We start from the raw sequence: 24,455 nt of genomic DNA, 5'->3' as shown, positions 1-24,455 counted from the left end.
TATGTTTTGCGTCTATACAGATACAGTGATGATTGGAGACTTAACACACACAGCGATGAGAAAACTAATTATACCGGCTATGGCAGCGTTCGCTGTTATGCTGGCCTCCTGCTCCACTACCCAGCTGGCGCAGCAGAGTACCGCAACTGATGACGATGTTTACAGCACCCAGGCCAAAGCAAAAGAAGTAAACTATGCTCCTGTTGCTGACCGCAACTATCGTACGGATGAGCAGCTTTACGGAGGTAATGACTATTCAGACGGCGATTATTCAGACAACATCGATTACGATTACGACTATGGTTATGCTTCGCGCATCAACCGCTTTCAGTATGGCTCCGGCTACCGTCCATACTACGACAACTTCTATTCTTTCGGTTACAATCCGTGGTACAGCTACGGATACGATCCGTTCTTCTATGATCCATGGGCATTCCGCCCAGGCTACTCCATGTGGTTTGGCTTTGGCACCTTCGGTGGTTCATGGGGTTACAATCCATGGGGTTACGGCAATCCGTATGCATACGGAAACTACTGGGGACCGGTATCTTACGGCGGATTCCGCTATCCTGGATACGGTTATGGCTACGGGGGCGGCTACTATGGCAATGTCTCAGCACGGAGGAACAACCCGCGTCCATATCTTGGATCAGGCAACCCTGATGCTGTAAGAGGTACTGCCCGCGGCACCCGCGCAGCTGGAATTGGAAGAACTAACGGTACAATTTATGACCGTACAGGAAGAGCAGGCACGATGAACGGAACATACGGCCGTCCGTCAAGACCTACGACAGGAACCTCAACCCGGGGCGGTTCAGGCGCTGCAACGCAGAGCAGACCAACTCGTGTTGAAAGACCAACAAGAGAACCTTACGTTGACCGTACACCATCAACTCAGTCTACTCGTCCGAGCAGCTGGGGCGGATCAAACTCAGGTGGTGGTTCAAGCGGCGGTAGCTCAGGTGGTGGAGGCGGCTCCAGACCAAGCAGAGGTTCCAGATAATACTTAACTAAACCAACATGAAAATTCAGAATATATTGATGGTGATCGCAGCTACTGCGATCACCCAAGCATCATACGCACAATTTAATCAGGACGCGCTCAGGTTCTCCCAGTTCAACGACGGTTCTACATCCCGGATAAAGGCTATAGGAAATGCATCAACCGCAGTAGGCGGTGATCTAAGCTCTATTGGTGGAAACCCTGCAGGACTTGGTTTCTTCAACAGATCCGAGATCAGCATCACCCCTGAGTTTAACTCATCAAATGTAAATGCAACCTATTTCGGGCAAACAGAAGGCGACTCTAAAAGTCAGCTCAACCTGGCCAATGCCTCCCTGCTGTTCCATTCTGCCAAGAAGGTTCCTGTAGGTTCAAATGCAACGACCGGATTTCTGAACTTCAACTTCGGGCTTTCTTTTAACCGGACGAACAACTTCTACGACAACCTGTTTCTGGCAGGCGTCAACCCCAATAACTCCATCGGAGACTTCTTTGCTGAGCAGGCAAATTTGGTTGGCGGAAGCACTGATGACCTGAACCGCGACGCTAATCCGCTCGGATGGTGGGGTTATGAGAGCTATCTGATTGACTCCGTAGGCAGAGATCAATACGGTAACCTGTATGCCGCCAATACCTATCTTAATGCGGATCAGACCCTGTTAAGAAGAAGAACAGGCGGACAGACAGAGTTCAACATCGCCATGGGTACTAACTACAGCAATAAGCTGTATCTGGGACTAAGTGTTGGATTAACCAGCTTGAGATATAATTCATATACTTCGATAAGCGAAGTAGGAAATGTAGGCGGTATTCCCAATGTAGTAGCCGAGGGCGCGGAATACAAATCATTCTATGACTTCAATCAGCAGACACGCGGAAGTGGTGTAAACTTTAAACTGGGGATGATCTATAAACCCGTCGAATCGGTTCGTTTTGGTGCATCGTTTAGCAGCCCAACCTGGTATTCTATCGAAGATGACAGCAGCCTTTCCCTCGAAACTTCTTATGTGGGCGGAGACAACTTCCCTGCGCTTCCGGAGACTTTTGCCGACAATTACAACCTGAGAACTCCAATGAAAGTGAATGGTGGTGTGGCGGTATTCTTCCAGCAGTTTGGATTCTTATCGGCAGATGTCGAGTACGTAGATTACGCGGGCATGAAACTGAGCAACTACTCTGGTTCGGGTGCCGACAATCAACGCATATCGGACCTGTACAAATCGGTAGTGAACGCAAAAATCGGTGGTGAGGGACGCCTGAATCCCAACCTGTATTTAAGAGCTGGTTACAGCTACCTGGCTAATCCCGAGAAAGGCATCAGCGGTGCTACAAACGTGATCAGCGGTGGTCTTGGATACCGCGTTGGAAACTTCTATGTGGATGCCACATATCAGAATGTTTCCAGAAACCAAACCATATTCCCTTACGAAATCGCTATGGAAAGTCCACGGTCAGATTTGAAATGGTCTAACGACAATGTTTTCCTGACTTTGGGCGTTCGCTTCTAGCAGGCATAATCCATCTCGTGATAGAAAGAGAGGGTGAATCATGATAAGTGATCACCCTCTCTTTTTTTTACGCCTATTGTCTTTCATACCCCTCCCGTCCCGGAGGCCGTATTCGTCCTCCTAACCAGTATTGGGTCACTACAGATTCTACGAAGTACAATCAGGGGATTTCAAAAGAAGATCCAAGTTTCTAATAGCAAAAAAGGGATGATCATCATCTGACCTCCCTTTTCATTGGAATCTTATTTGATCCGTTAAATGATTCCGAAGAGTGAACCTCCCTTGGCTCCCATTTGGTCGACGCGTCTCTCTACTTCCGGGTCTTTGATCAGTTCGGGTGCGTGATGTGGCTTCTTGCGTGCATCAATAATCAGCGGACCTTTACATCCCCAGTGCTTATGTTCGGTAAAGCTGTTGATTCCATGTACGTCGTGAGATGGGTTGCTTCTTGTAAACGTAACCCATACCAGATTATTAATATCGGCGGCAGTGAATGCAGCATCGTCGCACAGAATGATCAAAGCAAGACCATCCAGCTCAACGCCTTTCAGATGAACATTCAGCAAGGCTATTTCCTTCTGGGTAGCTTCAGAGGAGGAATAAGGCATTCCCTCTACCGCTACTACGCCGGGAATCGCCAGCTTGAATCCCCCGAATAAAGAGGGCACTTCAAAGTAGCGCGGTATCTCCCTCCACAACTCCCGCTTCTTCTCTCCTGCCGCGGCAAACACCACTTTGGAACCGGAATTCAGGCCGTCGCCACTATAGTCGAGCGTGTCGATGGTGGTATTCGTGTGGAAGTGAAGATCACGACTGAAATCCATTCTTTCAAGCACATGCATCATGAACTCCGCGATATGGTGCGTGTGCAGAGAGGCATCATCTTCCTTCGCGGCAATGAATAGATATTTGGCCAGGCTCAACTGATTGCGGCCCAATATCTGGTTCGCAATGGTGAGGATCTCCTGCGGACGTCGTTCTTTCAGATAAGGGGTGTACCGCTCGCTGCCAATAGCAAACAAGAGCGGGTGTACGCCTGCCGCATCAACTGCGTTCACTTCGTGGAGTCCTGCAATTTCTTTCGGCATGGCAGAACCGGTGATCTCATGTATGAGTGCACCAAAACTGGTATCTTCCTGAGGAGGACGTCCCACCACGGTGAACGACCAGATCGGGTTCTTTTTATGGTAAACCTTATGGACTTTCATCAGTGGGAAGGGATGCACAAGGCTATAGTAGCCCAGGTGATCACCGAATGGTCCTTCTGGTTTATTTTCTTGCGGGTACACAGTTCCGGTGATTACGAAGTCGGCATCTGCCGAAATACAAAATCCTTCCTCATCGTAAAAATAGCGAAAGCGCCTGTTACCTAGCGCACCGCCAAAGATCATCTCAGACAAGCCTTCCGGTAGCGGCATTACGGCCGACAGAGGATGTGATGGTGGGCCTCCTACGAAGATACTCACCTTCAGCGGCTGCCCCATGCCGTTGGCCTTAGCCTGATGTACACCAATACCCCGGTGAAGCTGGTAATGGAGGCCGACTTCCTGGTCCGGAACATATTCGTTCCCGTTCAGTTGGATGCGGTACATGCCGAGATTGGCGTTCATTATGCCTGGCTTGTCGTAATCTTCCGTATAAACCTGCGGCATGGTCACGAACGGTCCCCCGTCCATAGGCCAGTTAACGATCTGCGGAAGCTCTGAAATGCGCGTCTGCCCGAATGCAATGGGAGCATTCTTGCCTACTTTCATAGGCAGGGCCGAAAGCGCAGTAAGGCTCACGTTGGCATACTTGAACGGATTTTTCATAGCCTTAACCGGATCCATCTTGATGTCTACCAGCGTCTTAATTTTATCCAGCGTATCGCGAAAGATAAACTTCGAGCGGTCAAGTGTTCCGAAAAGATTGGATACGGCCGGGAACTTACTCCCTTTGATGTTTTCGAAATACAATGCCGGCCCCTGATGCTCATAGACACGCAGATGTATAGCTGCCATCTCCAAATAAGGGTCAACTTCTTCTTTGATCCGTATTAAATGCCCATGTTGCTCCAGGTCATTTACACATGCTTCTAAACTTTGATATCCCATTTGCACCAAACTTAGAGATTTTCGGATTAATATGCACTGACTGCATTCAATTCTTCGAGATCTCCTTTGTCAAGATTCAGATACGCAGCTCTGGTGATGTCGCGGAGCTGCTCTAAACTTGTCGCACTGACGATGGGTGCGGTAATACCCGGCTGAGCGATAAGCCAGGCAAGGGCAACTTGTGCCGGTGTTGCCTGATGGCGCGTTGCAATCTGATCGAGCGTTTGAAGTATGGCTGTTCCCTTGTCGTTCAGGTACTTTTTCACACGTGCTCCGCGGGGACTTTTGTAAAGGTCAGCTTCCGACCTGTATTTACCTGTAAGAAAGCCTGCTGCCAGCGAAAAATAGGAAATGACGCCGATGCCATACTCCTGTACAAGTGGCAGATACTGCTTTTCGAAGTCTGCACGTTCCACCAGATTGTATTCCGGTTGGAAGCATTCGTAACGGGGCAGGCCCTTGTCGCTTGCCTCAAGCGCTTCTCTGAGGCGCTCGGGACTAAAGTTTGATGCCCCGATTACACGCACTTTGCCTTCGCTGATCAGCTTGGCATAGGCCTCGAGGGTTTCTTCTACCGGCGTGGATGGATCGTCGTAATGAGATTGATACAGATCGATATAATCTGTCTGCAGGCGGCTGAGTGATGCTTCCACGGCCTGAATGATGTACTCCTTCCTGAGGCCCTTCAATCCGGGGCCCATTTCAGAACCGACCTTGGTGGCCAGAACGATGTCCTTTCGCTTTCCACTTTCCTTCAACCACTTGCCAATAAGCGACTCAGAATCCCCGCCTGAATTGCCGGCAACCCACCGCGAGTACACGTCTGCTGTGTCGATGAAATTGAATCCGAGGTCGACGAACTCATCCAGTAATTTAAACGAGGTGGACTGATCTGCTGTCCAGCCAAACACATTACCGCCGAAACATATTGGTGAAACCTTGAGTTCTGACTTGCCTATTTTCCGTTGTTCCATAATACGTTTGATTAAAGTGTAAGAACAGTTGAAAGGCGGTGTTGTTCGGGTGCGCTATGTCCTTTCTTTTCTCTCGAACTTTTTTAACGTCCAGAGACAAAAGATGAGCCACACGGTTCCCATGCAGTATCCCGCGAGCACGTCACTTGGGTAATGGACCCGGAGGTAGACGCGGCTATACCCAATGGTGAGGATGAAACTCAGGAGCAGGACAATCAGGAATACCCTTAAAAATACATTTTTTACATAACTGGATGTGAGATAGATGAACAGTCCAAAGAAAGTGATACTTGTCATCGCGTGACCGCTGGGGAAGCTCAGTCCATGTGCTGGCTCTAGCAGCGGGATTAGGGGTCGTGGTCTGTTGAAGAGCAGCTTGAGCAGGTGCATCATGCAGACGCTGCTCAGAGCGATCACGCCAAATTTGATAGACTGCCAGCGGTTTTTGCGCACAAAAAGGAAGTAGCAAATGAGCAGCATATTGGCCGGAAGCATGAACTGAGTACCACCAATCCAGCTGGCAATAACCATGATTCTGGATGTTGTGTCGTTTGTATGCGGCTCGATGAGCGCGTAGATCTCCTGGTCGAATACCTTATTTTCATCGATCAGAATCACTTTAACCAAGGTAAAAAACGCCATCAGGCAAATGAACGCCAGGGTGGCTATCAGAAACTCTTTTGAGAAAAGTCTTAAAGACCGTTTCACCTCCGCAGTGTCAGATCCGTTCAGGGGCTTATTTATTTCATCCATAGGTTTATTCAAACAGCAGATCCGTCCTCCGGTTCTGCTGCATAATATAAAACTTTTTACTATGGAACTGGCCTTAAGCGGTTCAGACTTCTCTTTTGTGCCAGAATTGTTGCAATTTTTCGATTGCGATCTTGTCGGTCAGGAAGGTCACATCATTTGGCGAAAGATCCTCTAGCCTCACCCATCTGAATGACTGTTTTACCTGACAGGAGTTATCAAAATCAAAAGCTCCTGGGGAAATCCTGCACTTGAGGGGCTCGAGAGGCTTCACGAGGTAGTATATACTCAGGATCTGACTTTCATTAAATGAAGACTTCTCAAAAAAATCAGTGGTATAGATATGTTCCAGAACCTCTACCGGCGTATCACACTCCTCCATGAACTCCCTTTTAAGAGCTTCGAGCAAGCCCTCTCCGTATTCAAGTCCCCCGCCGGGGAACTTGCTGAACCTGACAGACTGATGCTCTTCATCGCTTAGCAGGATCTCGTCCTGCTCATTGATCAAAAGGCCGTAAACGCGAACATTGAATAAAAACATCTTTAGGTATTTAGAGCTTAGGCCTTACATTCTCTGCGGAACATCAATACCGAGTAATTTCATGCTTTTCTTCAGTACAGAAGCAGTTGACGAAGACAGGGCAAGACGTATATGGCGGAGGTCGGCATTCTCTTCCTTCAGAATCGGCTCTTCGTGATAGAATTTATTGTACAGCTTGGCGATGTCGAACGCGTAGTTGGCAATCAGTGCGGGACTAAACTCCTTTGCCGCAGCCGTCACTACTGCCGGGTACTTGCTGATGGCCAGGATTAGCTCGCGCTGTACGGGCGACAAGTCGTCTATGGCTTCAAAAACCGGTGCACCCACATCGGCCCTGTTGAGCACCGAGCAGATACGGGCATGCGTGTATTGAATAAACGGACCGGTATGTCCCTGAAAGTCTATTGACTCGTTTGGATCAAACAGCAGGCGTTTTTTAGGCTCTACCTTCAGCAGGAAGTACTTCAATGCTCCCAGACCGATCATGCGGTACAGGTTAGCCTTTTCCTCTTCAGAAAAGCCGTCCACCTTACCGAGTTCCTCTGTGCGCTGACGTGCCGTATCAACCATTTCCTGAATCAGATCATCGGCGTCAACAACAGTACCCTCACGGGATTTCATTTTACCGGATGGCAGGTCCACCATTCCGTAAGACAAGTGGTACAATCCCTTTGCCCATGACTTACCTAATTTATCGAGGATCAGGAACAGCACTTTGAAGTGATAATCCTGCTCATTACCTACCACATAGATCGACTCGTCCATCTGGAAGTTGTCATATTTCAGCTGTGCAGTACCGAGGTCCTGCGTAATATATACAGATGTGCCGTCACCCCGCAGTACCAGTTTCTCGTCGAGTCCGTCGGCAGTAAGGTCAATCCATACCGAATTATCTTCTTTCCGGAAGAACACCTTCTTTTCCAGACCTTCGTCGATAATATCTTTACCAAGCAGGTAAGTGTCCGATTCGTAGTAATACTGATCAAACTCCACACCCAGACTCTTATAGGTCACGTCGAAACCGGCGTACACCCAGCTGTTCATGGTTTTCCAGAGATTGATCACTTCTTCGTCACCAGCCTCCCATTGGCGGAGCATCAGCTGCGCCTCCTTGATGAGCCCGGCATTCTTTTTCGCCTCTTCTTCGGTCTGGCCGGCTGCTTTCAGCTCATCAATCTGCTTTTTATATTCCTGATCGAACTTCACATAGTAGTTCCCGACCAGCTTATCGCCCTTCAATCCGCTGCTCTCAGGCGTTTCGCCATTGCCAAACTTCTGCCAGGCAAGCATGGATTTACAGATATGAATTCCTCTGTCATTCACCAGATTGGCTTTGATCACTTCGTAACCAGATGCCGCCAGGATCTCCGAAACAGAGAAGCCGAGGAGGTTGTTACGCACGTGTCCCAGATGAAGGGGCTTATTGGTATTGGGCGAAGAATATTCGATCATCACCTTTTTACCATTCGAAGGCAGATCACCGAAAGAGGAACTTGAGATAGTTCCGCGGAAAACATCGAGCAGATAGGCACTGCTAAGAGATATATTGAGGAAGCCTTTGATCACGTTGAAGGCGGAAACCTGTGGAAGGTTTTCCTGCAAGTAAGAACCAATTTCATTTCCTGTTTGCTCAGGTGATTTCCTGGAAACGCGGGTAAGAGGAAATGTCACTATGGTTGTTTCACCTTCAAACTCCTTGCGGGTTTCCTGAAGGGTAATGTCGCTTTCTTTTAATTCAACATCATATAAGGCCTTCACGGCCTCAAGGGCTCCTTTTACAATAAAATCCATCCGTCAAAATTAATCATTAGTGCGACAAACGCCACTTATAAATTCTCATAAAATCCATTAGATTTGTTATACATCCATCCAGCCTATGAAAACATACGAATCAAAGATCCAGGTTGACTCAGAAATTGGCAGGTTAAGGACGGTATTAATCCACAGTCCGGATAACGGAATTGGCCGTGTAGCACCATCCAAGGCACAGGACTGGCTTTTCGAAGACATCCTGCATCTGGACACAGTCCGCCGCGAATACGACTGCTATGTACAGCTTCTGCTCTACTTCCTCGATCCCGACACGATCCGGAACAGGCCTTCAGCTTCTGCCGGGGCAGCAGACGAACGCTCGTTCTATAAGCCGGGAATGCCGGGATTTTACCAATCAGACCGCGTTTTAGAAATCGAGAAGCTGCTTTCCGACATCCTGAAGATCGAAAATATTCGCGAGAAGCTTTGCGCGGCGGTTTGCGCAATAGAAGGCTGCAGCTATAATCAACAGTCGGACCTGAACGCACTTGATGCGGAGCGCCTGGCGCGGATTCTGATCTCCGGATCACTAAAAAGCGGCGAGATGCTGTTTCCGCCTATCCCCAATCTGATCTTTACGCGCGATATCGGAATAACGATCAATAGCCACATCCTGCTAAACAAGCCTGCGAAGAAAGCCAGAAACCGCGAATCGCTGCTTTCACGGTATATTTTCTATAACCATCCACTGTTTGCAGCCTACCGGGACCGGATCCTTGAAATCCCCCACCAGGTTCAGCACTTCCTTCGTCCCGGAGAAGCCCCTGGAGATAAGACCACTCTGGAGGGTGGTGATGTGATGGTGGTAAGTCCCGATCATGTGATCATCGGCTGTTCTGAGCGGACCTCTCCAGGCGGTGTGGCAGAAGCGATACGGCTGTTGTTTGAGAATGACGTGGTGCAAAAGGTGAGTGTAGTAAAGATCCCTCACAAACGCGATTACATGCACATAGACACGCTGTTTACCCAGGTAAACAAGCATACCTGGGTGGTGCTACATGCTATCTGCTCAGGCCGCAACAAGAACAAGGGGCAGCCTCTTGAATACCTGAGCGATAAGAAAAAGCAGGATCAGGTATCGGTGCTTCAGTTCAAAAAGGGGCGTGAGAAGCCTAAAAAGTTCAAGAGTATAGAAAGCCTGCTCGCATCAGTAAGCCAGAGAGATCTGGGCAGCACCGAAGAACCCGTATTTATTTACTCCGGAAACGACGAGTTCCCACATGACGAACGGGAGCAGTGGACAGACTCCTGCAACATCCTGGCACTGAAAGAAGGCGTTGCGCTTGGCTATGACCGGAACGACCGGAGTATCGAAGCCTTCAAGGAGGCCGGGTTTCAGGTCATTGAGGCAGAGCAACTCCTCCAACAGCTTGAAGCTGGGGAAACCGATATTGACCGGCTAGAAAATACCCTTATTCTTATGCCTTCTGCAGAGCTGTCGCGTGCCCGCGGCGGTTTCCGCTGCATGAGCATGCCTTTACTACGTGACCCTATTTGATATGCAGACAACATCCAGACTACTGATGATCAGGCCCTCGCGCTTCGGGTTTAATGAGCAGACAGCCATCAGCAACGTTTTTCAGATAAGCCCCGAAGCCAACGAAAATGTACAGGAGCAAGTCATGCGCGAGTTCGACGGCTTTGTAGACATGCTCCGGGAAAACAAGGTGCTCGTACTGGTTATAGACGATGATCCGGAACAGGACACTCCTGACGCTATTTTCCCGAATAACTGGATCTCGACCCATGATAATGGCACGATCATCATCTATCCCGTGGAAGCAGAGAACAGGCGCGCAGAGCGGCGGATGGATATCGTGAAGGCCATCCAGGGCGGCTATCGCTTTAAGCATTTTGTGGACCTTAGCTTTTTTGAACACCGGGGTCAATACCTCGAAGGTACGGGCAGCATGGTACTCGACCGCGAGTATGGGATTGTTTATGCATCCATTTCGTCGCGAACCGACGAAGAAGTACTGGGTTTCGCCGCCAATCTGCTCCAATATGAGGTAGTGAGCTTCCATGCGACCGATCATGAAGGCCGGCCAATCTATCACACCAACGTGATGATGTGTCTGGGAAGTGGCTTCGCGCTGGTCTGCCTGGAGTCGATACACGACGAAGAAGAGCGCAGTCGCTTCCTGAGCTCCCTGATTGCCACGAACAAGGAAATCATTCCGCTCTCGCGAGAACAGATGAACCACTTTTCGGCCAACGCCCTGCAAATCAGCAGCACGGAAGGCGAAAACCTCATTGTCATGTCTACCGATGCCTATGAAGCATTAACAGAGGCTCAGCACAGCGCGCTGACCCGATACGGCCGACTTATACATGCCCCGCTGGACACGATTGAACGTATCGGAGGCGGTAGCGCGCGCTGTATGATAGCAGAAATCCATACACCTATTACCACTGTTTTGTAAACATTTAGATCTTTGATGATTTTATAGAAATATAATTCACAAAAAAACTACACTTTTGCACAAATTTTAAGAATATAAATGCAGAGCTACGAAGAATTTCTTGACCTGAGTGTTGGATTCCCACAGGAAGGCTTTGAAGTAATAGACGACGAACTATACTTCCACGACCTGAACCTGATGGAAATGATCGAAACCTACGGTACTCCCCTACGGTTCACCTATTTGCCGCTGATCACGAAAAAGATCCAGAAGGCAAAGATCCTCTTTCAGCAGGCCATCATAAATAATAATTACCGCGGTTCATACATGTACTGCTACTGTACAAAGAGTTCGCATTTTAAGCATGTTGTTGAAGAAGCATTAAAGAATGATATCCACCTGGAGACCTCTTCAGCTTTCGACCTTCCGATGATTGATGCACTTGAGAAGAAAGGAACGGTCAACAAGGACATCACCGTTATTTGCAACGGCTTTAAGACTTATCAGTACAAGCAGTATATCGTGGATATGCTTCATGACGGGTTTAAGAATATCATTCCGGTGCTGGATAACAAGGAGGAGTTCAATCTTTATGATGATGAGCTTGATATCCCCTGCAGTCTGGGGATCCGGATTGCAGCGGAAGAGCAGCCCGACTCACAGTTCTATACTTCGCGTCTGGGTATCCGCATGGAAGATATTATTGAGTTCTATAACAGTAAGATTGCGACCAACCCCAATTTCGAGGTGAAGCTTCTTCACTTCTTCATCAATTCCGGTATCTCAGATACACCATATTACTGGAACGAACTGGAGAAATATGTGACGTTGTACTGCAAATTCAAGAAAATCAACCCTGCGCTGTCTGTTCTCGACATTGGCGGTGGTATGCCTTTCAAAGACTCGCTGGTATTTGATTTCGACTATGAATACATGGTTAATGAAATCGTGAAGCGTATTAAGGAGATCTGTGCCGAGCATGACGTGGAGGAACCCGATATCATCACTGAATTCGGAAAATACACAGTTGCCGAAGCTTCAGGTATTCTGTATAAAGTATTGGGACGCAAGCAGCAGAATGATCGCGAGAAGTGGCTGATGCTGGACGGTTCATTCATCACCAACCTTCCGGACGTTTGGGCCTTAAACCAGAAGTACATCCTGGTGCCTGTCAACAACTGGGATTCAGAGTACGAGCGTGTCAACCTGGGTGGAATCACCTGCGACGGGCAGGATTATTACAATCAGGAAGCCCATATGAACAGCGTGTTCATGCCGAAGACCCGTAAGGTTCAATACCTGGGCTTCTTCCACACGGGTGCTTATCAGGAAGTACTGAGCGGCTATGGAGGTATCCATCACTGCCTGCTGCCATCTCCTAAGCATGTGCTGATCAGAAGAAACCGCGACGAGACCTTCAATTTCGAGGTGTTTGGCGAAGAGCAAAATAGCAAGCAGGTCATGAAGATCCTGGGATATACCTAAAACAGAAGCCGGTCATTTTGCTTGACCGGCTTTTTTGTTCTTATAGGTACCAGGAAAAGATGAAATACTTGCTTTTTACCAGCTCATACAATATACAGCCTCATAGAACGTAATAGAATATAACACTACTTAACCCCTATCACGTGAATTTTCAGGAATATAGCAGCTATTTCAAACATATACTCAGTAAGGACATTACGCAACAGGCTCCGCCTTACAACAATGACGATTATTTCAGTTACACCCGGCTCAACTGGTCGCGCATGAACCGCTGGTTCAAAAAGGGCGAACTCTCAGACGAAATGCTTGACGTTGTTCATGACATCAATAAGCCGCAGCGTTGGATTGTGATCACGGAGCCCTGGTGTGGCGACGCAGCACACAATATTCCCTTTATCGAAATGCTCTCCTGGGAAAATCCGATGATCAGCATCAGCTATGAGCTGCGGGACTCTCCTCCATTCCGGATTGAACAGTATCTTACGAACAATACGAAGTCAGTCCCCAAGCTGATTATTCAGGATGCTGCGGGCAAAGATTTACTGGTATGGGGACCGCGTCCGCGTGACTGCCAGAAGCTGTACAATATCCTGAAAAAAGAGGAAGCCACTTTCGACAAAGTAAAAGTGGAGATTCAGAACTGGTATAATGCCAATAAGGGCGTCGATCTGCAGAATGAGCTTACCACGCTGTTCCTGCAGAAGTTTTAAAAGCTTTCATTTCTGCTTACCAACCTATTCTTCAGATACTTCCGCATGGGAATATCAACAAATACCATAATACAATAAGCCAGAGCCAGCAAGGCAACAACGCTCAAGAAAATGACAAGGATCAGCTGATTTTTGTCGGGCTTCACCGCCTCCATATAGCTGCCGAAGACGAATAAGAACGGGTAGTGCGTCATATAAAGCGGGTAGGATATATCACCCGAAAGGCGGCATACTTTCCTGAAACCTTCGTTCAGTCGGGCGCCTGCGCCAAGAGCAACCAACAGCGGGAAGTAAAAGAGGACGATCACGGGATCTACGATCTTAGGATCGAGCGTATATGGCACGAGAAATGCCAGCATGAGAAGCACGCTCATCGATAAGAAACCCAGTCTGGACCTGATGATCCAGTTGGAACGGTATACCAATACGCCCGCCAGGAAGGAGTAGAAGACCCGGATACCTCCACCGAGGAAGTTTCCTTTGCCCCAGCCACCAAGTAAAGAACCCGAACGATCAGCCTCATAGCAGATGAGCACTGCCGCTAACACAGTTAAAAACCAAAGGAGTTTATTGCGTACTTTGATCAAGACAAGTGCGTAGAAAATATTGGCGACATACTCCCAGAACAATGACCAGGAAGGAGCGTTCAGATTGAAGAAGTTGAAATACCGCTCCTCAACCACCGGGTACGGTATCATCAGGCAGGAGGTGATAAACAGCATGAAGGTCCCCCCCGAACCGTACACATGGAAGAGGTCCCTGAAGGGATCAAACAGAAAGGTCAGCAGACCTATTACAGATCCGATAAGAACCAGGGGATGCAGGCGGATAAGCCTCAACTTGAAGAAAACTGTCTTCCCCATTTTCTCCAGGCGACCGTCATAAGCATAGGCAATAACAAAACCCGAGAGACAGAAGAAAAAATCAACCGCCAGATACGCGTGAGCGATAAAGTTGTCTTTAATGTCGGGAGCCGCATACTCCATAAAATGAAAGACCAATACGGCAAATGCGGCAACTCCTCTTAGACCGTCCAGTATTTCGAAGTGTTGTTTCGTTTCAAGCTGAACGGGTGTAGTGGTAGTTAAGTTCATCCCCACTAAGCTAAAAAAAAAATGAAAGGCATGCGACCGAACCTACACCTTCACCACCATCTTCCCATTGTTTTTACCTTCGAACAGATCAATAAAGGCCTGGGGTATTTGATCAAACCCCTCCACAACCGTTTCGGTATAAGTGAGTTTTCCTTCCTGTAACCAGCGGGTCAGTTGTTGAATGCTTTCAGGGAACTTGGCAGAATAATTGGAGACAATGAAGCCCTGCATTAAGACGCTGTTCTTTACCATTACCGGTTGCACGCGCGGCCCCACTGAAACCTCCGTATCGTTGTAGCTTGATATGGCGCCACATAAGGGTACCCTGCCAAGGTTATTAATATTCGCAAGAACCGCATCAGAAACTTCCCCTCCTACGTTGTCAAAATAGATATCCACGCCCTGAGGTGCAGCGTCAGCAAGCGCCTGCTTCATATCTTTAGCCGTCTTGTAATTGATACCTGCGTCGAATCCAAACTTAGATTTCAAAACCTCTATTTTGTCGTCACTACCGGCAATGCCGATTACCTTACAGCCGAGTATTTTTCCAATTTGGCCGACCACACTTCCCACAGCACCTGCAGCCCCGGAGACGACGAGTGTCTCTCCTGCCTGAGGGCGACCGATCTCTGTGAGTCCCAGATATGCCGTTAGCCCGGTCATCCCCAATATCCCCAGATAGGCAGAAAGATCTGCTGCTGTGGAGTCGACCTTGTTCAATCCCTTACCATCAGAAACCTGAAATTCCTTCCACTCCAGTAAACCGCTAACAAAGTCACCTTGATTGAAGCTGGCGCTTTTAGATTCAAGTACCTCGGCAACTATCCCCGACTGCACCGGCTGGTTCAGCTGGAATGGAGGCACATAAGACTTCGCATCCGTCATGCGTCCCCTCAGATAAGGGTCAACGGAAACATAGCGTGTTTTCAGTAACACTTGCCCTTCTGCAGCGGTAGGGATCTCTTCTTCTGCAAATTTAAAATCATCCAGTGTTGGCTTTCCTTGCGGGCGTTTGTTTAACAGAATTACTTTATTCATGTTTCTTTTGTTTAGATGCATAGGTACAATGATCCGATAAGAACAAGCCATTTGGCGGTCCTGTTTTAGATTTTGATAACTAGGCACGAATATTAGAGGATGTGCCTATGGTAACTCGACCATGAAAATTGTTCCGTTTCACTCAGATCGTCCCGATATTCCAGCCGCTGCGGTACTGGCGCCTGACGAACTGGTTAACGTCTTCAAAGTTGGTTACGCGCATATTCGCATTATCCCATAGGAGTTTTAAACCTCTGCCGGGATAGGTAAAGCCTCCATTAGCGTTCACTCTCCTGATATCGTGGCCACGGATCGCCAGGTTGGCCATGAGCAGGGCTTCGGTAAGAGGACCCGATTCTGAGAATGGCGCACTGAGTTCAGTTTTGCCGTAGCCGGCAATGCAGGCCTCAACCCATTGGGCATAATGCCCCTCTGCCTGTCCCGGAACCCGCCTGATCTTTTGCTTAACTTTCACCTCAGAGGTGCGCGAAGTAGGCAGCAACTTCGCATCGGCACCATAGGTGCTTGCAATCATTTTGCCTTTGGTCCCCACAAACAGACTACCGTTGCCGCCGTCGCCAAATACTTCATTGGCACCTAACTCATCGGGTCTCACGGGCTGAATTCCCCCATCCATCCAATGAACAGTTACATCACCCTCTGTTTTGTCAGTCTTCGGAAATGTAAGAGTCACGTGACTTGAAGGAGGGCAGCTCTCCGGAAAGTACCCTTGCTTGAATTCATCCACATAAACTGTTCCGACACTAGCCTGCACATCCTTAGCATATTGCAGTCCGAGCACCTTGAAGGGGGCATGAAGCAAATGACAGCCCATGTCGCCCAGAGCACCGGTACCGTAATCCCACCATCCACGCCAGTTAAAAGGCACAAGTTTCTCGATATAACCTTTGTAAGGTGCCGTTCCCAACCAGAGATCCCAGTTCAGGTGCTCTGGAACGCTCGCCTTTGCAACAGGCCAGGGTATACCCTGAGGCCACACCGGACGGTCGGTCCAGCAATAAACTGTATGCACTTTCCCGATAATATCCTCATCATACCATTCCATCAATTGACGTACACCGTCGTTAGAGGCACCCTGATTACCCATCTGGGTAACTACTTTGTATTTCTTGACTGCTTCAGTTAGCAGGCGCGCTTCATAGATGTCGTGTGTAAGGGGCTTCTGGACGTATACATGCTTGCCGAGCTGCATGGCAGCCAGCGTACTGATAGCATGATTATGATCGGGCGTGGCAACAGACACCGCGTCGAAGTTCCGCGACTGCTTGTCAAAGAGTTCACGCCAGTCTTCGTAGAATTTAGCTTTGGGGAAAGCAGCTACACTAGCTGCTGCGCGATTCCTGTCTACATCACACAAAAAGGCAATATCTGCCCTGTTCGTAGCAGCAAAGGATGCAATGTCACTCTGTCCCTTGCCCCCAACACCTATAGCGGCTATGCGGAGGCGGTCGCTAGGAGCGACATATCCCTTCCCACCAAGGACATAACGCGGAACAATCATGAAACCCGCCGCAGCCAGACTGCTTGTTTTTAGAAAATCCCTCCTGGAAAGACCTGTCGGTTCAATTGATTTCTCTGACATGGTTTAAAGGCTAATTGGTTATGATTGAAGATAATCATTAGAAATCAGCTTTTTATCACCTCATGTATTTTAAAATCTAATAGCGCTGGCAGCTTCTTAACGGCAAGGTCCCGCCGCAACTACCTGATGCCTCCGAAGGCTGCGAAACAGGAGTTTTTATGCAGCAATTCAACATGCCTGAAGCCGACCTTTTTCATGAGCTCCATTTGAAAAAAAACAGATCGCGGCGTATCCTCCCGGTCAATATAATCAAGCACTTTCTCTTTATAGTCCTTCCCGCCGAGTTCTGTGAGGAACGCGCCATATGTATCCTCAAAGAATTGCTGGATAGCCGGATGATCGTGACTGACGAGGTCGCAAATCCAAAAGCTCGCACCAGGTTTCAGGGAGCGGAATATTTTCTGAAATACGTGCACCCACTCGCTCTCCTCCCGGAGGTGGTGCAAAACTGCGCCCGCCACGGCAATACAATATTCCTGTTCCGGTAGGTCAATTTCTCGAATATCACTTTGGAAGGTGATAACCGTTCCCTTCGTTGCCTCGCTTACGCGATCCCGCGCCTTTTTCAGCATCGGGTCACTGAGGTCGACCAGCGTACAGTTCAGGCCGGGAAGTTTCTGCAACATCTTGAGGGTATAGTTCCCTGCACCACAACCGATATCTAAAAGACTTTTGGCGTTTGGCGTCACACGCTTTACCACTTCAGTAATGACTTCGAGACAATACTGCGCATCGATAACGGTCTGCTGTGCAGTATCCAGGTTGGAGAATCGTTCAACATCATGGTCGAACCGGGCCCTGATCTCTTCGATACTGGACTTTGAGGCGTTGTTTGCTTTCATGCTGCTCATATTTGATTTGCTAAAAATATCTCAATTAACAATATTTGAAAAATACCATTTTTGTCAACTACTGATATCTTTTAAGTATCACATGGAAATACGCCACCTGTTGTATTTTAAGAGCGTCGCCGAACATCTGCACTTCAGAAAGGCCGCCGCTTCATTGTTTATATCTCAACCGCCGCTTAGCAGACAAATAAAAGAGCTGGAGGAAGAACTGAATGTTCAGCTATTCATCAGAAATAACAAGCAGGTTACGCTGACTGATGCGGGAAAATACTTCAAAGAAGAAGTGGATGCACTGCTCTCCAGACTTGAAGAAAGTAAGAATGTGGTTCGCCAGATCCATTTGAATGTAAGCGGTGAACTCAGGATAGGTTATATCAGTTCTCTTTATCAACCCCAGTTAGCGGATGTTTTAAGGCGAATGCAGGAGGTTTTTCCATATGTAAAGACCCGCCTGTACGAGCTGCCTACAGTTAAACAAATTGAAGCACTCGAACGCGGGAAGCTGGATGTAGGGATTCTAAGGGCCCCCGTGCATTCGGAAAAACTGACACTAAAAACCTTATTCTTTGATCCTTTCACAGTTGTTGTACCAACTAGAAATGAGCTGTTTAGCAGTCAGGAAGAACTAGCTGAGTTTATCAGGCAACGTCCCTTTATCTTTTTCAATCAGGATTATGCCCCTAATTATTACGATAAGCTCGTGGAGATATGTGAGAGGCTTGGCTTCCGGCCCAACATCCTGCACGAAACCAATAATGTTCATTCCATTATGCAACTGATTGACGCTGGCTTAGGGGTTTCTATCCTTCCTTCTTCCCTGGAGCGGCAATACGGACATTTGAACGTTTCGTTCGTTCAGTTGGCAGAGATGCCGATCTCAACCGAGGTCGTACTGGCATACAGACCGAACAGCAACGCTGCATTAAACTGGTTTGTTGAAGAGTATTCATGAGTACGACCAGCTAGCCCACAGATACTCTTTCATAAAGAAAGCCTCACAGCATCCTGATCTTCATGGCTAAAGATCGGAATGCTGTGAGGCTGAACTCAAGCCGCAGATACGGCCAGGTGTTAAGAGAACATTTATATTTAGATAAACTTCATGTTATTCTGCTACGAATGCTACGCCATAGGTTTTCACCATACCCTTGTAGTCGAACTGTACAGTAGCCTTTCCAGATGCTGAATCCGCTTGTGTTACGGTAATTTTAACATCCTTATTGTTCGAAGAGGCCGTTACCTTAGGCTTCGCTGTTGAGGAAGCTGGCATCTTGTATTTTGCTTCGTATACATCATACCCGGTTATTCCGTTAGCATTGGTAGAGCGAACCGGAATAGACGGCAGATCAACCTGCTGACCGTTCACAGCGATCTTCACCTCAGGAACGACCGGTCTCACGATCTTCTTGTTCTTAGAAGAGAAACCAAGACCTATCAGGTCAAACAGAGGCTCAGATCCAGGGCTCTCTGCCACCAGATAAATGGCATGTTTCTTATCCAGATGATCTACAAACTTCGCCACATCCACAGCGAACTCCGTTGTTTCCTGTTTGCTATTAGCCGGTACAGTGACCTCTCCTATTTTCTTGCCTTTCCAGGTAGCATTATCCCATGGACCATCTAACCAGATGGCCACTTTAAATGACTGTGCTGTTTTTGGAGTGATAAACAGGTTGAACCTGGTGTTGTTACCTGCTTTTACACCCTGGAAAGCCTTCAATCCCAGCTCATCCTTTTTCAGCCCACCAAAGCCAAAGTATTTATATCCAACGATATGCCCGTTCCTGACATTGGTGATCGGCATATGATTATCCCAGATATCCCATGAATCCTGCTGGATGCTGATATCTGAAAGATAGCTGGCATATCCTGCGGAATAATATTGATAAGGATCCAAACCATAAACATGGAAGCCTTCAGATGTAACTTCAGCCCCTTTGTATTCCTTCCCGTCGCTCGCTTTAGCAGTCCACATCTGGTTTTCACCGTAGGGATCAAAGGCGCGGATGGAAACGGTACCCCCTTCTGCTACCGGCTTCTCATCCCATTTGATGGATACAGGAGCGACCACAGCCTGACGGGCAAATCCGAATCCTCTCGGTGGACGATGGTAGAAAACGTACCACTGACCGTTAATCAGCTCCAGACTACCGTGTGTATTATGCCCGGCATTAGAAGTTTCAATCGCTGAGCCATCCTGTTTGAGAACAGGCGCGCGGGAATCCACCAATACACCACCACTCTTCCAGGGTCCTAGTGGCGAGTCGCCAATGGCATAACGCAAGGTTGAGTTTGAGCTACTTACCCCATATTCCGGTCCTGAGTATCCACTATACACAGAAAGATACTTGTTGCCAACCTTACGAATCGAAGATGCTTCAAAGAAGTTGAAAGCACCGAGGTCCTCTTTCGCATAAATATTGGGATAGTTTGTACCCTTGGGATCCCGGCTAGCAGGTAAAAGGTAATTGATGACCTGGGTTCCGGGCCTGACCGAATATAAGGTATTCTGATCCAGCTCAGCAGCCATCGACCGTTGGAAACCCCAGAATCCGTAAGCACGGAAGCCGATTTTGAAATCCGGATCTTTAGGATCTGTGATGTACTCGATGTACACGGCAGGGTCGAATCCGAGAATACTACCCGGAACAGTGCGGGTACCATCCTCTGTCAGGTTGACCGGCTTAAAAGGTCCGTCAGGACGGCTTCCTTTAACCACCATCTCCTCGCGGTTAGGTCCCCTGCTATGAGGAAAAAGGTAGTATTCTTTTACACCATCTTTCCTTTTCACTTCCACGAGATCAGGAGCGTACATGACATCCCACTGTCCGTTTATCTCGTAGGTAAAAATTGCACCTTCATCGCGCCAGCTCGACAGATCTTCTACAGGAGCAGACCACATTCTGATATCGGGACCGCAATAGCTGGTAAACCTGACATCATGAGAACCGATGATATAGGCCCTGTATTTACCAGGGTTATCCGGATCTTCAAAAACGCGGGGCTCACCATCAGGCAAATGCTCCCACAAGGGCAAGTATGGATTGCCTGCACCCTTATGAACAAATTTCTTACTTGTTACTGCTTTTTTCTGCATACTGGTTTGTGCTTTAACATACGCTGCGGTAAAGATGAACAGCATGATAAATAACAACTTCAACGGCTGCCTGAAGATAGATTGAGATCGCCTCATAAATGAACTAGTTCTGGTTAGTTTTTAATTATTCTAATACCCTGCAATGTTAGAACTACTCCCAATGAACAAACAGCATTAATCGTCAAAAAGATAGAATTTTTGTTTACGCGAAGGGTAAACAACTGAGAGAAGTCATACGACACACCAAGGTCCCGATTTGAACTTTATCTTTGTTGCCGAAACAGGCATGAAAAGAATAAACCTACTCGTATTTACCTTTATACTTCTAACCCTTTTTGCTTTTGCTCCGTCGGGAAAAGAAAACCTGAATGTGATCTTCATTGGCGACAGCATTACGCGCGGCACGGCTTCGAAAGACCTGGCGCCGCCCGATCACGCCGGGAAGCTACTACGTCAGTTGAACCGATGGAAAACCGTGCAGGTATCTAACCAGGGAAGAAGCGGCAACACGACGGTCAACTTCCTGCCCTCTTCTAAAAAATCCTTCTCCAATGTAAAGGCAGCCGCAGATCAGTTCAATCAGGACCAAACAGCCACGCTGTTATTTTCCATTATGCTGGGCACCAATGACAGCGCCATAAAAGGGCCGCTGGGAGCACCTGTGTCTCCAGCCATGTATCATACGAACCTCAAGACCATTACTGATAGCCTGCTAAGTAGCTATCCTGAATGTCTGATCGTTTTGAATTACCCGCTCTGGTATAGCGATAATGCTCAAAATAAGGGGGCAGAATATAAAAAGGAAGGACAGGCGCGTGTTCTGGCCTACTGGTCGGAGATTGACAAACTTGTAAAGTCTTACAAAGGAAAAAACAAGGAACGTGTCTACAGTGGCGACAAGAAAGCCTACAAATACTTCAAAGCAAATTACCTTACCGATTTCCGTACAGAAGAAGGGCCTTCCGGAACCTTTTACCTGCACCCCAATCAAAAAGGCGACCAGGTCCTTGCGGAGTTCTGGGTGAAGGCCATTGTCAAGGCCTTACAGATCCACGCTAGGTTTCGAGCGGCAAGGTAAACCAGAAATCGCTACCCACTCCCGGCGTACTGCTGACACCGATTTGTCCCCCGTGCCGTTCAATGATCTCCTTACAGATGTACAGGCCGATGCCAAAACCAGAGATGGATTTATTATGCAAACCCTCCACACGATAAAAACGGTCAAATAGCTTCTCCTGATCTTCGGGTTTAATACCGATTCCCTGGTCTTTCACATCGACCCGTGCATAACCATCCTGGCTTACACACGAAATGTGAATAGTCGATCCAGCAGGCGAATATTTGATCGCGTTACTGATGAAATTGTTGATCACCTGCTCAATCTTATCCTTGTCCACGCTGGTCCAGGTCTCCTCCACCGGCGCAAACAGAATCCTGTGCGAACTCGCTTCAGGCACGATCCCCTTCTCCACCTCCTTCATGAGTACCGCCATATCAAACGGGCGTTTATCAATGTAGATCTTGCCCGCCTCGAGGCGCGATACATTCAGAAATCCGTTGATCAGCGTGGTCATCTTTCCAAGCTGCTTACTCGCCCGTTCAAGCATACCAGCAGTAAGCATATCGCCATCAGCCAGCGCCTTCTTGTGCGAAACCTGAACATAACTGATCGTAGAAGTAAGCGGCGTTTTCAGCTCATGGCTCACCATCGATATAAAGTCATTCTTGCGCTGTTCATTCTGCTTGCGTTCAGTAATGTCGAGAGACGATCCGATGAATCCGGTAAAAGAACCATCGGGTTCAAAGCGAGGAGATGCGAAGGTAAGCAGCCAGCGGTACTCCCCCGATTTACTTAAAATCCGGTATTCCCCGGTATAGGGAACCTGCTTGCGGAGCGAGTCCATATAAAGGTTCAGATAGGGCTCTTTATCCTCAGAATGCACAAGATCAGCCCAGCCGAAAGCCAGTAATTCCTGCGTACTTTTGCCCGTCAGCTCAGACCATGCCTGGTTGAAATAGGTGATCTCTCCTGATTCGCTGCCAAAAGCAATCAGAATACCCGAACCTTCGGCCATATTGCGAAAACGCAATTCACTCTCACTGATCGCAGCCTCAGCCTTTCTGATCTCGGTTATGTCGCGGGTAGTGCCCGATACCGCAATCACCTCACCAGCTTCATCAAACACCGGCACGAAGATATAGTCATAGATACGCTTTCCCAAGGTAGCGTGTGGAAATGCCACCTCTCCTCTTATCCGCTGTTTTGTTGCGACCACCTGATCGATCTCGCGCTCGTGCATGCTAGCATGCCAATCTTCGTAGCCATTCTCCCGCAAGCCCTTTCCAATAGCCTGCTCCCAAGTCTTACCCCACATATCCAACACCGCTTTGTTGACATAGATGAACTTATAATCGAGATCAAACATATACATCAAATCAGGCGTATTGGAAGTAATGGCTTCATAAAGCAGCTTTTGCATTTCGATAGCGTCTTTCGCAACGCGTAATGCTACTTCTGTCGCCTTACGCTCCGTGATGTCGCTAAACATACCCACAGATCCGGTAATATTTCCGTTTGCATCCGTAATAGGTGCAGCATTCATGATCAAATACATTTTGCTGGTACCCGGACGTTCTATGGCGAACTCAAAACCAAACACCGGCTTCCCTGTAGCCATAGCAATCATAGTTGGATGTTCACTGTCGGCCATCGGCCTCCCATCCAGATGCGTATTGAACCACTCCGGAGAGTTGCTGCTTCGCTCCGGAAAAAGGCTGCTGTTGGTACTCAATATCTGGTGCGCCATCGGGTTAGAGTAAACAATACGCCCGTTTATATCCGTTATCCCAACCCCTTCCGCCATATGATCCAACACCCGCTTGAGGTGTTGCTCATTCTCCTGAATCAGCTGATTGCTTTTACTGGTCTCCGTACACACGATCAAAATACCTTCCGGCATGCCTTCACTATTGCGAACAGGACTACAGGAGAAAGTCCAATGTGCCTCTTCCCTGACTCCATTCCTGAAAACAGCAATAAGCTGATCCTTCAGCTGAGCCGGCTCACCCGTTCTGAAAACACCCTCAATCAGCGGACCGATAAGCAACCAGTTGTCACCCCAGCAGACCGAAGCATCCAGATCGAGGACATCTCGTTTTAGCCCACTTTCACCTGTACCCAGATTCGCGCGAAACGCATCATTATAAAACTGAATCTTGCCTCCAGCCCACCAGAGAACCATTGGACTGGGAGAATCCAATACCAGGTTAAGCGCAGTGAGTAAATTGGCCGGCCAAGAAGTAATCTGGCCTATGGAAGTTGCAGACCAGTCAAACGACCTGATGCTGTCGGCCATCTCTCCTTTCGCATGTATCAAACTGGGCACTCTGGATAAGGGTTGCATAATTACCCTGATGAACCGAATTGAAAAGCGATTGTTTGAGCTGAAGATAGCATAGTAAGCAAAATTTAAATAGCTAACAGGGAAATTATT

Annotated in this window: 19 protein-coding genes; 8 read left to right on the top strand and 11 right to left on the bottom strand. The window is 48.1% G+C overall.

All coding sequences use genetic code 11. From position 1 onward, the window contains the following. Nucleotides 1-55: 55 nt before the first annotated feature. Nucleotides 56-1,003: a hypothetical protein gene (locus tag ACO1NU_RS03045; protein WP_448816983.1), complete on the top strand. Its 948-nt coding sequence runs from the start codon at nt 56-58 to the stop codon at nt 1,001-1,003. A 17-nt stretch (nt 1,004-1,020) separates the two neighbouring features. Then, the gene (locus ACO1NU_RS03040; protein ID WP_448816982.1) at nt 1,021-2,511 is read left to right on the top strand and encodes an OmpP1/FadL family transporter; all 1,491 of its coding nucleotides are present in this window, start codon (nt 1,021-1,023) and stop codon (nt 2,509-2,511) included. Between the two features lie 254 nt (nt 2,512-2,765). On the opposite strand, the gene ACO1NU_RS03035 is transcribed toward ACO1NU_RS03040, so the two are convergent. The 5 genes from ACO1NU_RS03035 to argS form a co-directional block, all read right to left on the bottom strand. Further along, nucleotides 2,766-4,604 (bottom strand): UbiD family decarboxylase, encoded by a 1,839-nt coding sequence (locus ACO1NU_RS03035; protein WP_448816981.1) that lies wholly within the window; start codon nt 4,602-4,604, stop codon nt 2,766-2,768. 26 nt (nt 4,605-4,630) lie between these two features. Next, entirely contained in the window at nt 4,631-5,578 is a 948-nt protein-coding gene (locus ACO1NU_RS03030) for an aldo/keto reductase (protein WP_448816980.1), read from the bottom strand. Between the two features lie 54 nt (nt 5,579-5,632). Beyond that, nucleotides 5,633-6,331: a phosphatase PAP2 family protein gene (locus tag ACO1NU_RS03025; RefSeq protein WP_448816979.1), complete on the bottom strand. Its 699-nt coding sequence runs from the start codon at nt 6,329-6,331 to the stop codon at nt 5,633-5,635. A gap of 82 nt (nt 6,332-6,413) precedes the next feature. Beyond that, complete coding sequence (locus ACO1NU_RS03020) at nt 6,414-6,869, bottom strand: NUDIX domain-containing protein (RefSeq protein WP_448816978.1); 456 nt, start codon at nt 6,867-6,869, stop codon at nt 6,414-6,416. Between the two features lie 24 nt (nt 6,870-6,893). Beyond that, nucleotides 6,894-8,660, bottom strand: coding sequence for an arginine--tRNA ligase (gene argS, locus ACO1NU_RS03015; protein WP_448816977.1), 1,767 nt, complete (start codon nt 8,658-8,660; stop codon nt 6,894-6,896). An 85-nt stretch (nt 8,661-8,745) separates the two neighbouring features. Here argS and ACO1NU_RS03010 point away from each other — a divergent pair, with 85 nt between their 5' ends. The 4 genes from ACO1NU_RS03010 (at nt 8,746) to ACO1NU_RS02995 (ending at nt 13,278) form a co-directional block, all read left to right on the top strand. Continuing rightward, complete coding sequence (locus ACO1NU_RS03010; protein ID WP_448816976.1) at nt 8,746-10,179, top strand: arginine deiminase family protein; 1,434 nt, start codon at nt 8,746-8,748, stop codon at nt 10,177-10,179. Between the two features lies 1 nt (nt 10,180). Further along, nucleotides 10,181-11,104, top strand: a complete 924-nt coding sequence (ctlX, locus tag ACO1NU_RS03005) for a citrulline utilization hydrolase CtlX (protein WP_448816975.1) — start codon at nt 10,181-10,183, stop codon at nt 11,102-11,104. 78 nt (nt 11,105-11,182) lie between these two features. Next, nucleotides 11,183-12,568 carry an arginine decarboxylase gene (locus ACO1NU_RS03000; RefSeq protein WP_448816974.1) on the top strand — a complete coding sequence of 462 codons (1,386 nt, stop codon included), beginning with the start codon at nt 11,183-11,185 and terminating at the stop codon, nt 12,566-12,568. Between the two features lie 143 nt (nt 12,569-12,711). Next, entirely contained in the window at nt 12,712-13,278 is a 567-nt protein-coding gene (locus ACO1NU_RS02995) for a thioredoxin family protein (RefSeq protein WP_448816973.1), read from the top strand. On the opposite strand, the gene ACO1NU_RS02990 is transcribed toward ACO1NU_RS02995, so the two are convergent. The 4 genes from ACO1NU_RS02990 to ACO1NU_RS02975 form a co-directional block, all read right to left on the bottom strand. Then, nucleotides 13,275-14,372, bottom strand: a complete 1,098-nt coding sequence (locus ACO1NU_RS02990) for an acyltransferase family protein (protein WP_448816972.1) — start codon at nt 14,370-14,372, stop codon at nt 13,275-13,277. The genes ACO1NU_RS02995 and ACO1NU_RS02990 overlap by 4 nt on opposite strands. A gap of 42 nt (nt 14,373-14,414) precedes the next feature. Continuing rightward, nucleotides 14,415-15,410, bottom strand: a complete 996-nt coding sequence (locus ACO1NU_RS02985) for an NADP-dependent oxidoreductase (protein WP_448816971.1) — start codon at nt 15,408-15,410, stop codon at nt 14,415-14,417. 142 nt (nt 15,411-15,552) lie between these two features. After that, entirely contained in the window at nt 15,553-17,013 is a 1,461-nt protein-coding gene (locus ACO1NU_RS02980; protein WP_448816970.1) for a Gfo/Idh/MocA family protein, read from the bottom strand. Nucleotides 17,014-17,132: 119 nt separating this feature from the next. Then, nucleotides 17,133-17,855 (bottom strand): class I SAM-dependent methyltransferase, encoded by a 723-nt coding sequence (locus tag ACO1NU_RS02975; RefSeq protein WP_448816969.1) that lies wholly within the window; start codon nt 17,853-17,855, stop codon nt 17,133-17,135. Between the two features lie 91 nt (nt 17,856-17,946). Here ACO1NU_RS02975 and ACO1NU_RS02970 point away from each other — a divergent pair, with 91 nt between their 5' ends. Continuing rightward, nucleotides 17,947-18,816 (top strand): LysR family transcriptional regulator, encoded by an 870-nt coding sequence (locus ACO1NU_RS02970; RefSeq protein ID WP_448816968.1) that lies wholly within the window; start codon nt 17,947-17,949, stop codon nt 18,814-18,816. A gap of 153 nt (nt 18,817-18,969) precedes the next feature. Here ACO1NU_RS02970 and ACO1NU_RS02965 read toward each other — a convergent pair whose 3' ends face one another. Then, a complete protein-coding gene (locus ACO1NU_RS02965) occupies nt 18,970-21,057 on the bottom strand; it encodes a hypothetical protein (RefSeq protein ID WP_448816967.1) in 2,088 nt (695 codons plus the stop codon). 190 nt (nt 21,058-21,247) lie between these two features. Between ACO1NU_RS02965 and ACO1NU_RS02960 the strand changes: the two genes are divergently transcribed. Continuing rightward, nucleotides 21,248-22,039 (top strand): SGNH/GDSL hydrolase family protein, encoded by a 792-nt coding sequence (locus tag ACO1NU_RS02960; protein ID WP_448816966.1) that lies wholly within the window; start codon nt 21,248-21,250, stop codon nt 22,037-22,039. Here ACO1NU_RS02960 and ACO1NU_RS02955 read toward each other — a convergent pair. Then, on the bottom strand, nt 22,017-24,365 hold the full coding sequence (locus ACO1NU_RS02955; protein WP_448816965.1) for a PAS domain S-box protein: 2,349 nt from the start codon (nt 24,363-24,365) through the stop codon (nt 22,017-22,019). The two genes, ACO1NU_RS02960 and ACO1NU_RS02955, sit on opposite strands and share 23 nt — an antisense overlap. Nucleotides 24,366-24,455: the final 90 nt, after the last annotated feature.

The organism is Arcticibacter sp., assembly GCF_053551015.1.
Note: the sequence above shows the minus strand (reverse complement) of the source record. Positions and strands in the feature narration are given on the sequence as shown.

Bases quoted from the DNA above. Each gene is read 5' to 3' on its own strand.
- ACO1NU_RS03045 (WP_448816983.1), top strand. From the start codon at position 56: ATGAGAAAACTAATTATACCGGCTATGGCAGCGTTCGCTGTTATGCTG.
- ACO1NU_RS03040 (WP_448816982.1), top strand. From the start codon at position 1,021: ATGAAAATTCAGAATATATTGATGGTGATCGCAGCTACTGCGATCACC.
- ACO1NU_RS03035 (WP_448816981.1), bottom strand. From the start codon at position 4,604: ATGGGATATCAAAGTTTAGAAGCATGTGTAAATGACCTGGAGCAACAT.
- ACO1NU_RS03030 (WP_448816980.1), bottom strand. From the start codon at position 5,578: ATGGAACAACGGAAAATAGGCAAGTCAGAACTCAAGGTTTCACCAATA.
- ACO1NU_RS03025 (WP_448816979.1), bottom strand. From the start codon at position 6,331: ATGGATGAAATAAATAAGCCCCTGAACGGATCTGACACTGCGGAGGTG.
- ACO1NU_RS03020 (WP_448816978.1), bottom strand. From the start codon at position 6,869: ATGTTTTTATTCAATGTTCGCGTTTACGGCCTTTTGATCAATGAGCAG.
- argS (WP_448816977.1), bottom strand. From the start codon at position 8,660: ATGGATTTTATTGTAAAAGGAGCCCTTGAGGCCGTGAAGGCCTTATAT.
- ACO1NU_RS03010 (WP_448816976.1), top strand. From the start codon at position 8,746: ATGAAAACATACGAATCAAAGATCCAGGTTGACTCAGAAATTGGCAGG.
- ctlX (WP_448816975.1), top strand. From the start codon at position 10,181: ATGCAGACAACATCCAGACTACTGATGATCAGGCCCTCGCGCTTCGGG.
- ACO1NU_RS03000 (WP_448816974.1), top strand. From the start codon at position 11,183: ATGCAGAGCTACGAAGAATTTCTTGACCTGAGTGTTGGATTCCCACAG.
- ACO1NU_RS02990 (WP_448816972.1), bottom strand. From the start codon at position 14,372: ATGAACTTAACTACCACTACACCCGTTCAGCTTGAAACGAAACAACAC.
- ACO1NU_RS02985 (WP_448816971.1), bottom strand. From the start codon at position 15,410: ATGAATAAAGTAATTCTGTTAAACAAACGCCCGCAAGGAAAGCCAACA.
- ACO1NU_RS02980 (WP_448816970.1), bottom strand. From the start codon at position 17,013: ATGTCAGAGAAATCAATTGAACCGACAGGTCTTTCCAGGAGGGATTTT.
- ACO1NU_RS02975 (WP_448816969.1), bottom strand. From the start codon at position 17,855: ATGAAAGCAAACAACGCCTCAAAGTCCAGTATCGAAGAGATCAGGGCC.
- ACO1NU_RS02970 (WP_448816968.1), top strand. From the start codon at position 17,947: ATGGAAATACGCCACCTGTTGTATTTTAAGAGCGTCGCCGAACATCTG.
- ACO1NU_RS02965 (WP_448816967.1), bottom strand. From the start codon at position 21,057: ATGAGGCGATCTCAATCTATCTTCAGGCAGCCGTTGAAGTTGTTATTT.
- ACO1NU_RS02960 (WP_448816966.1), top strand. From the start codon at position 21,248: ATGAAAAGAATAAACCTACTCGTATTTACCTTTATACTTCTAACCCTT.
- ACO1NU_RS02955 (WP_448816965.1), bottom strand. From the start codon at position 24,365: ATGCAACCCTTATCCAGAGTGCCCAGTTTGATACATGCGAAAGGAGAG.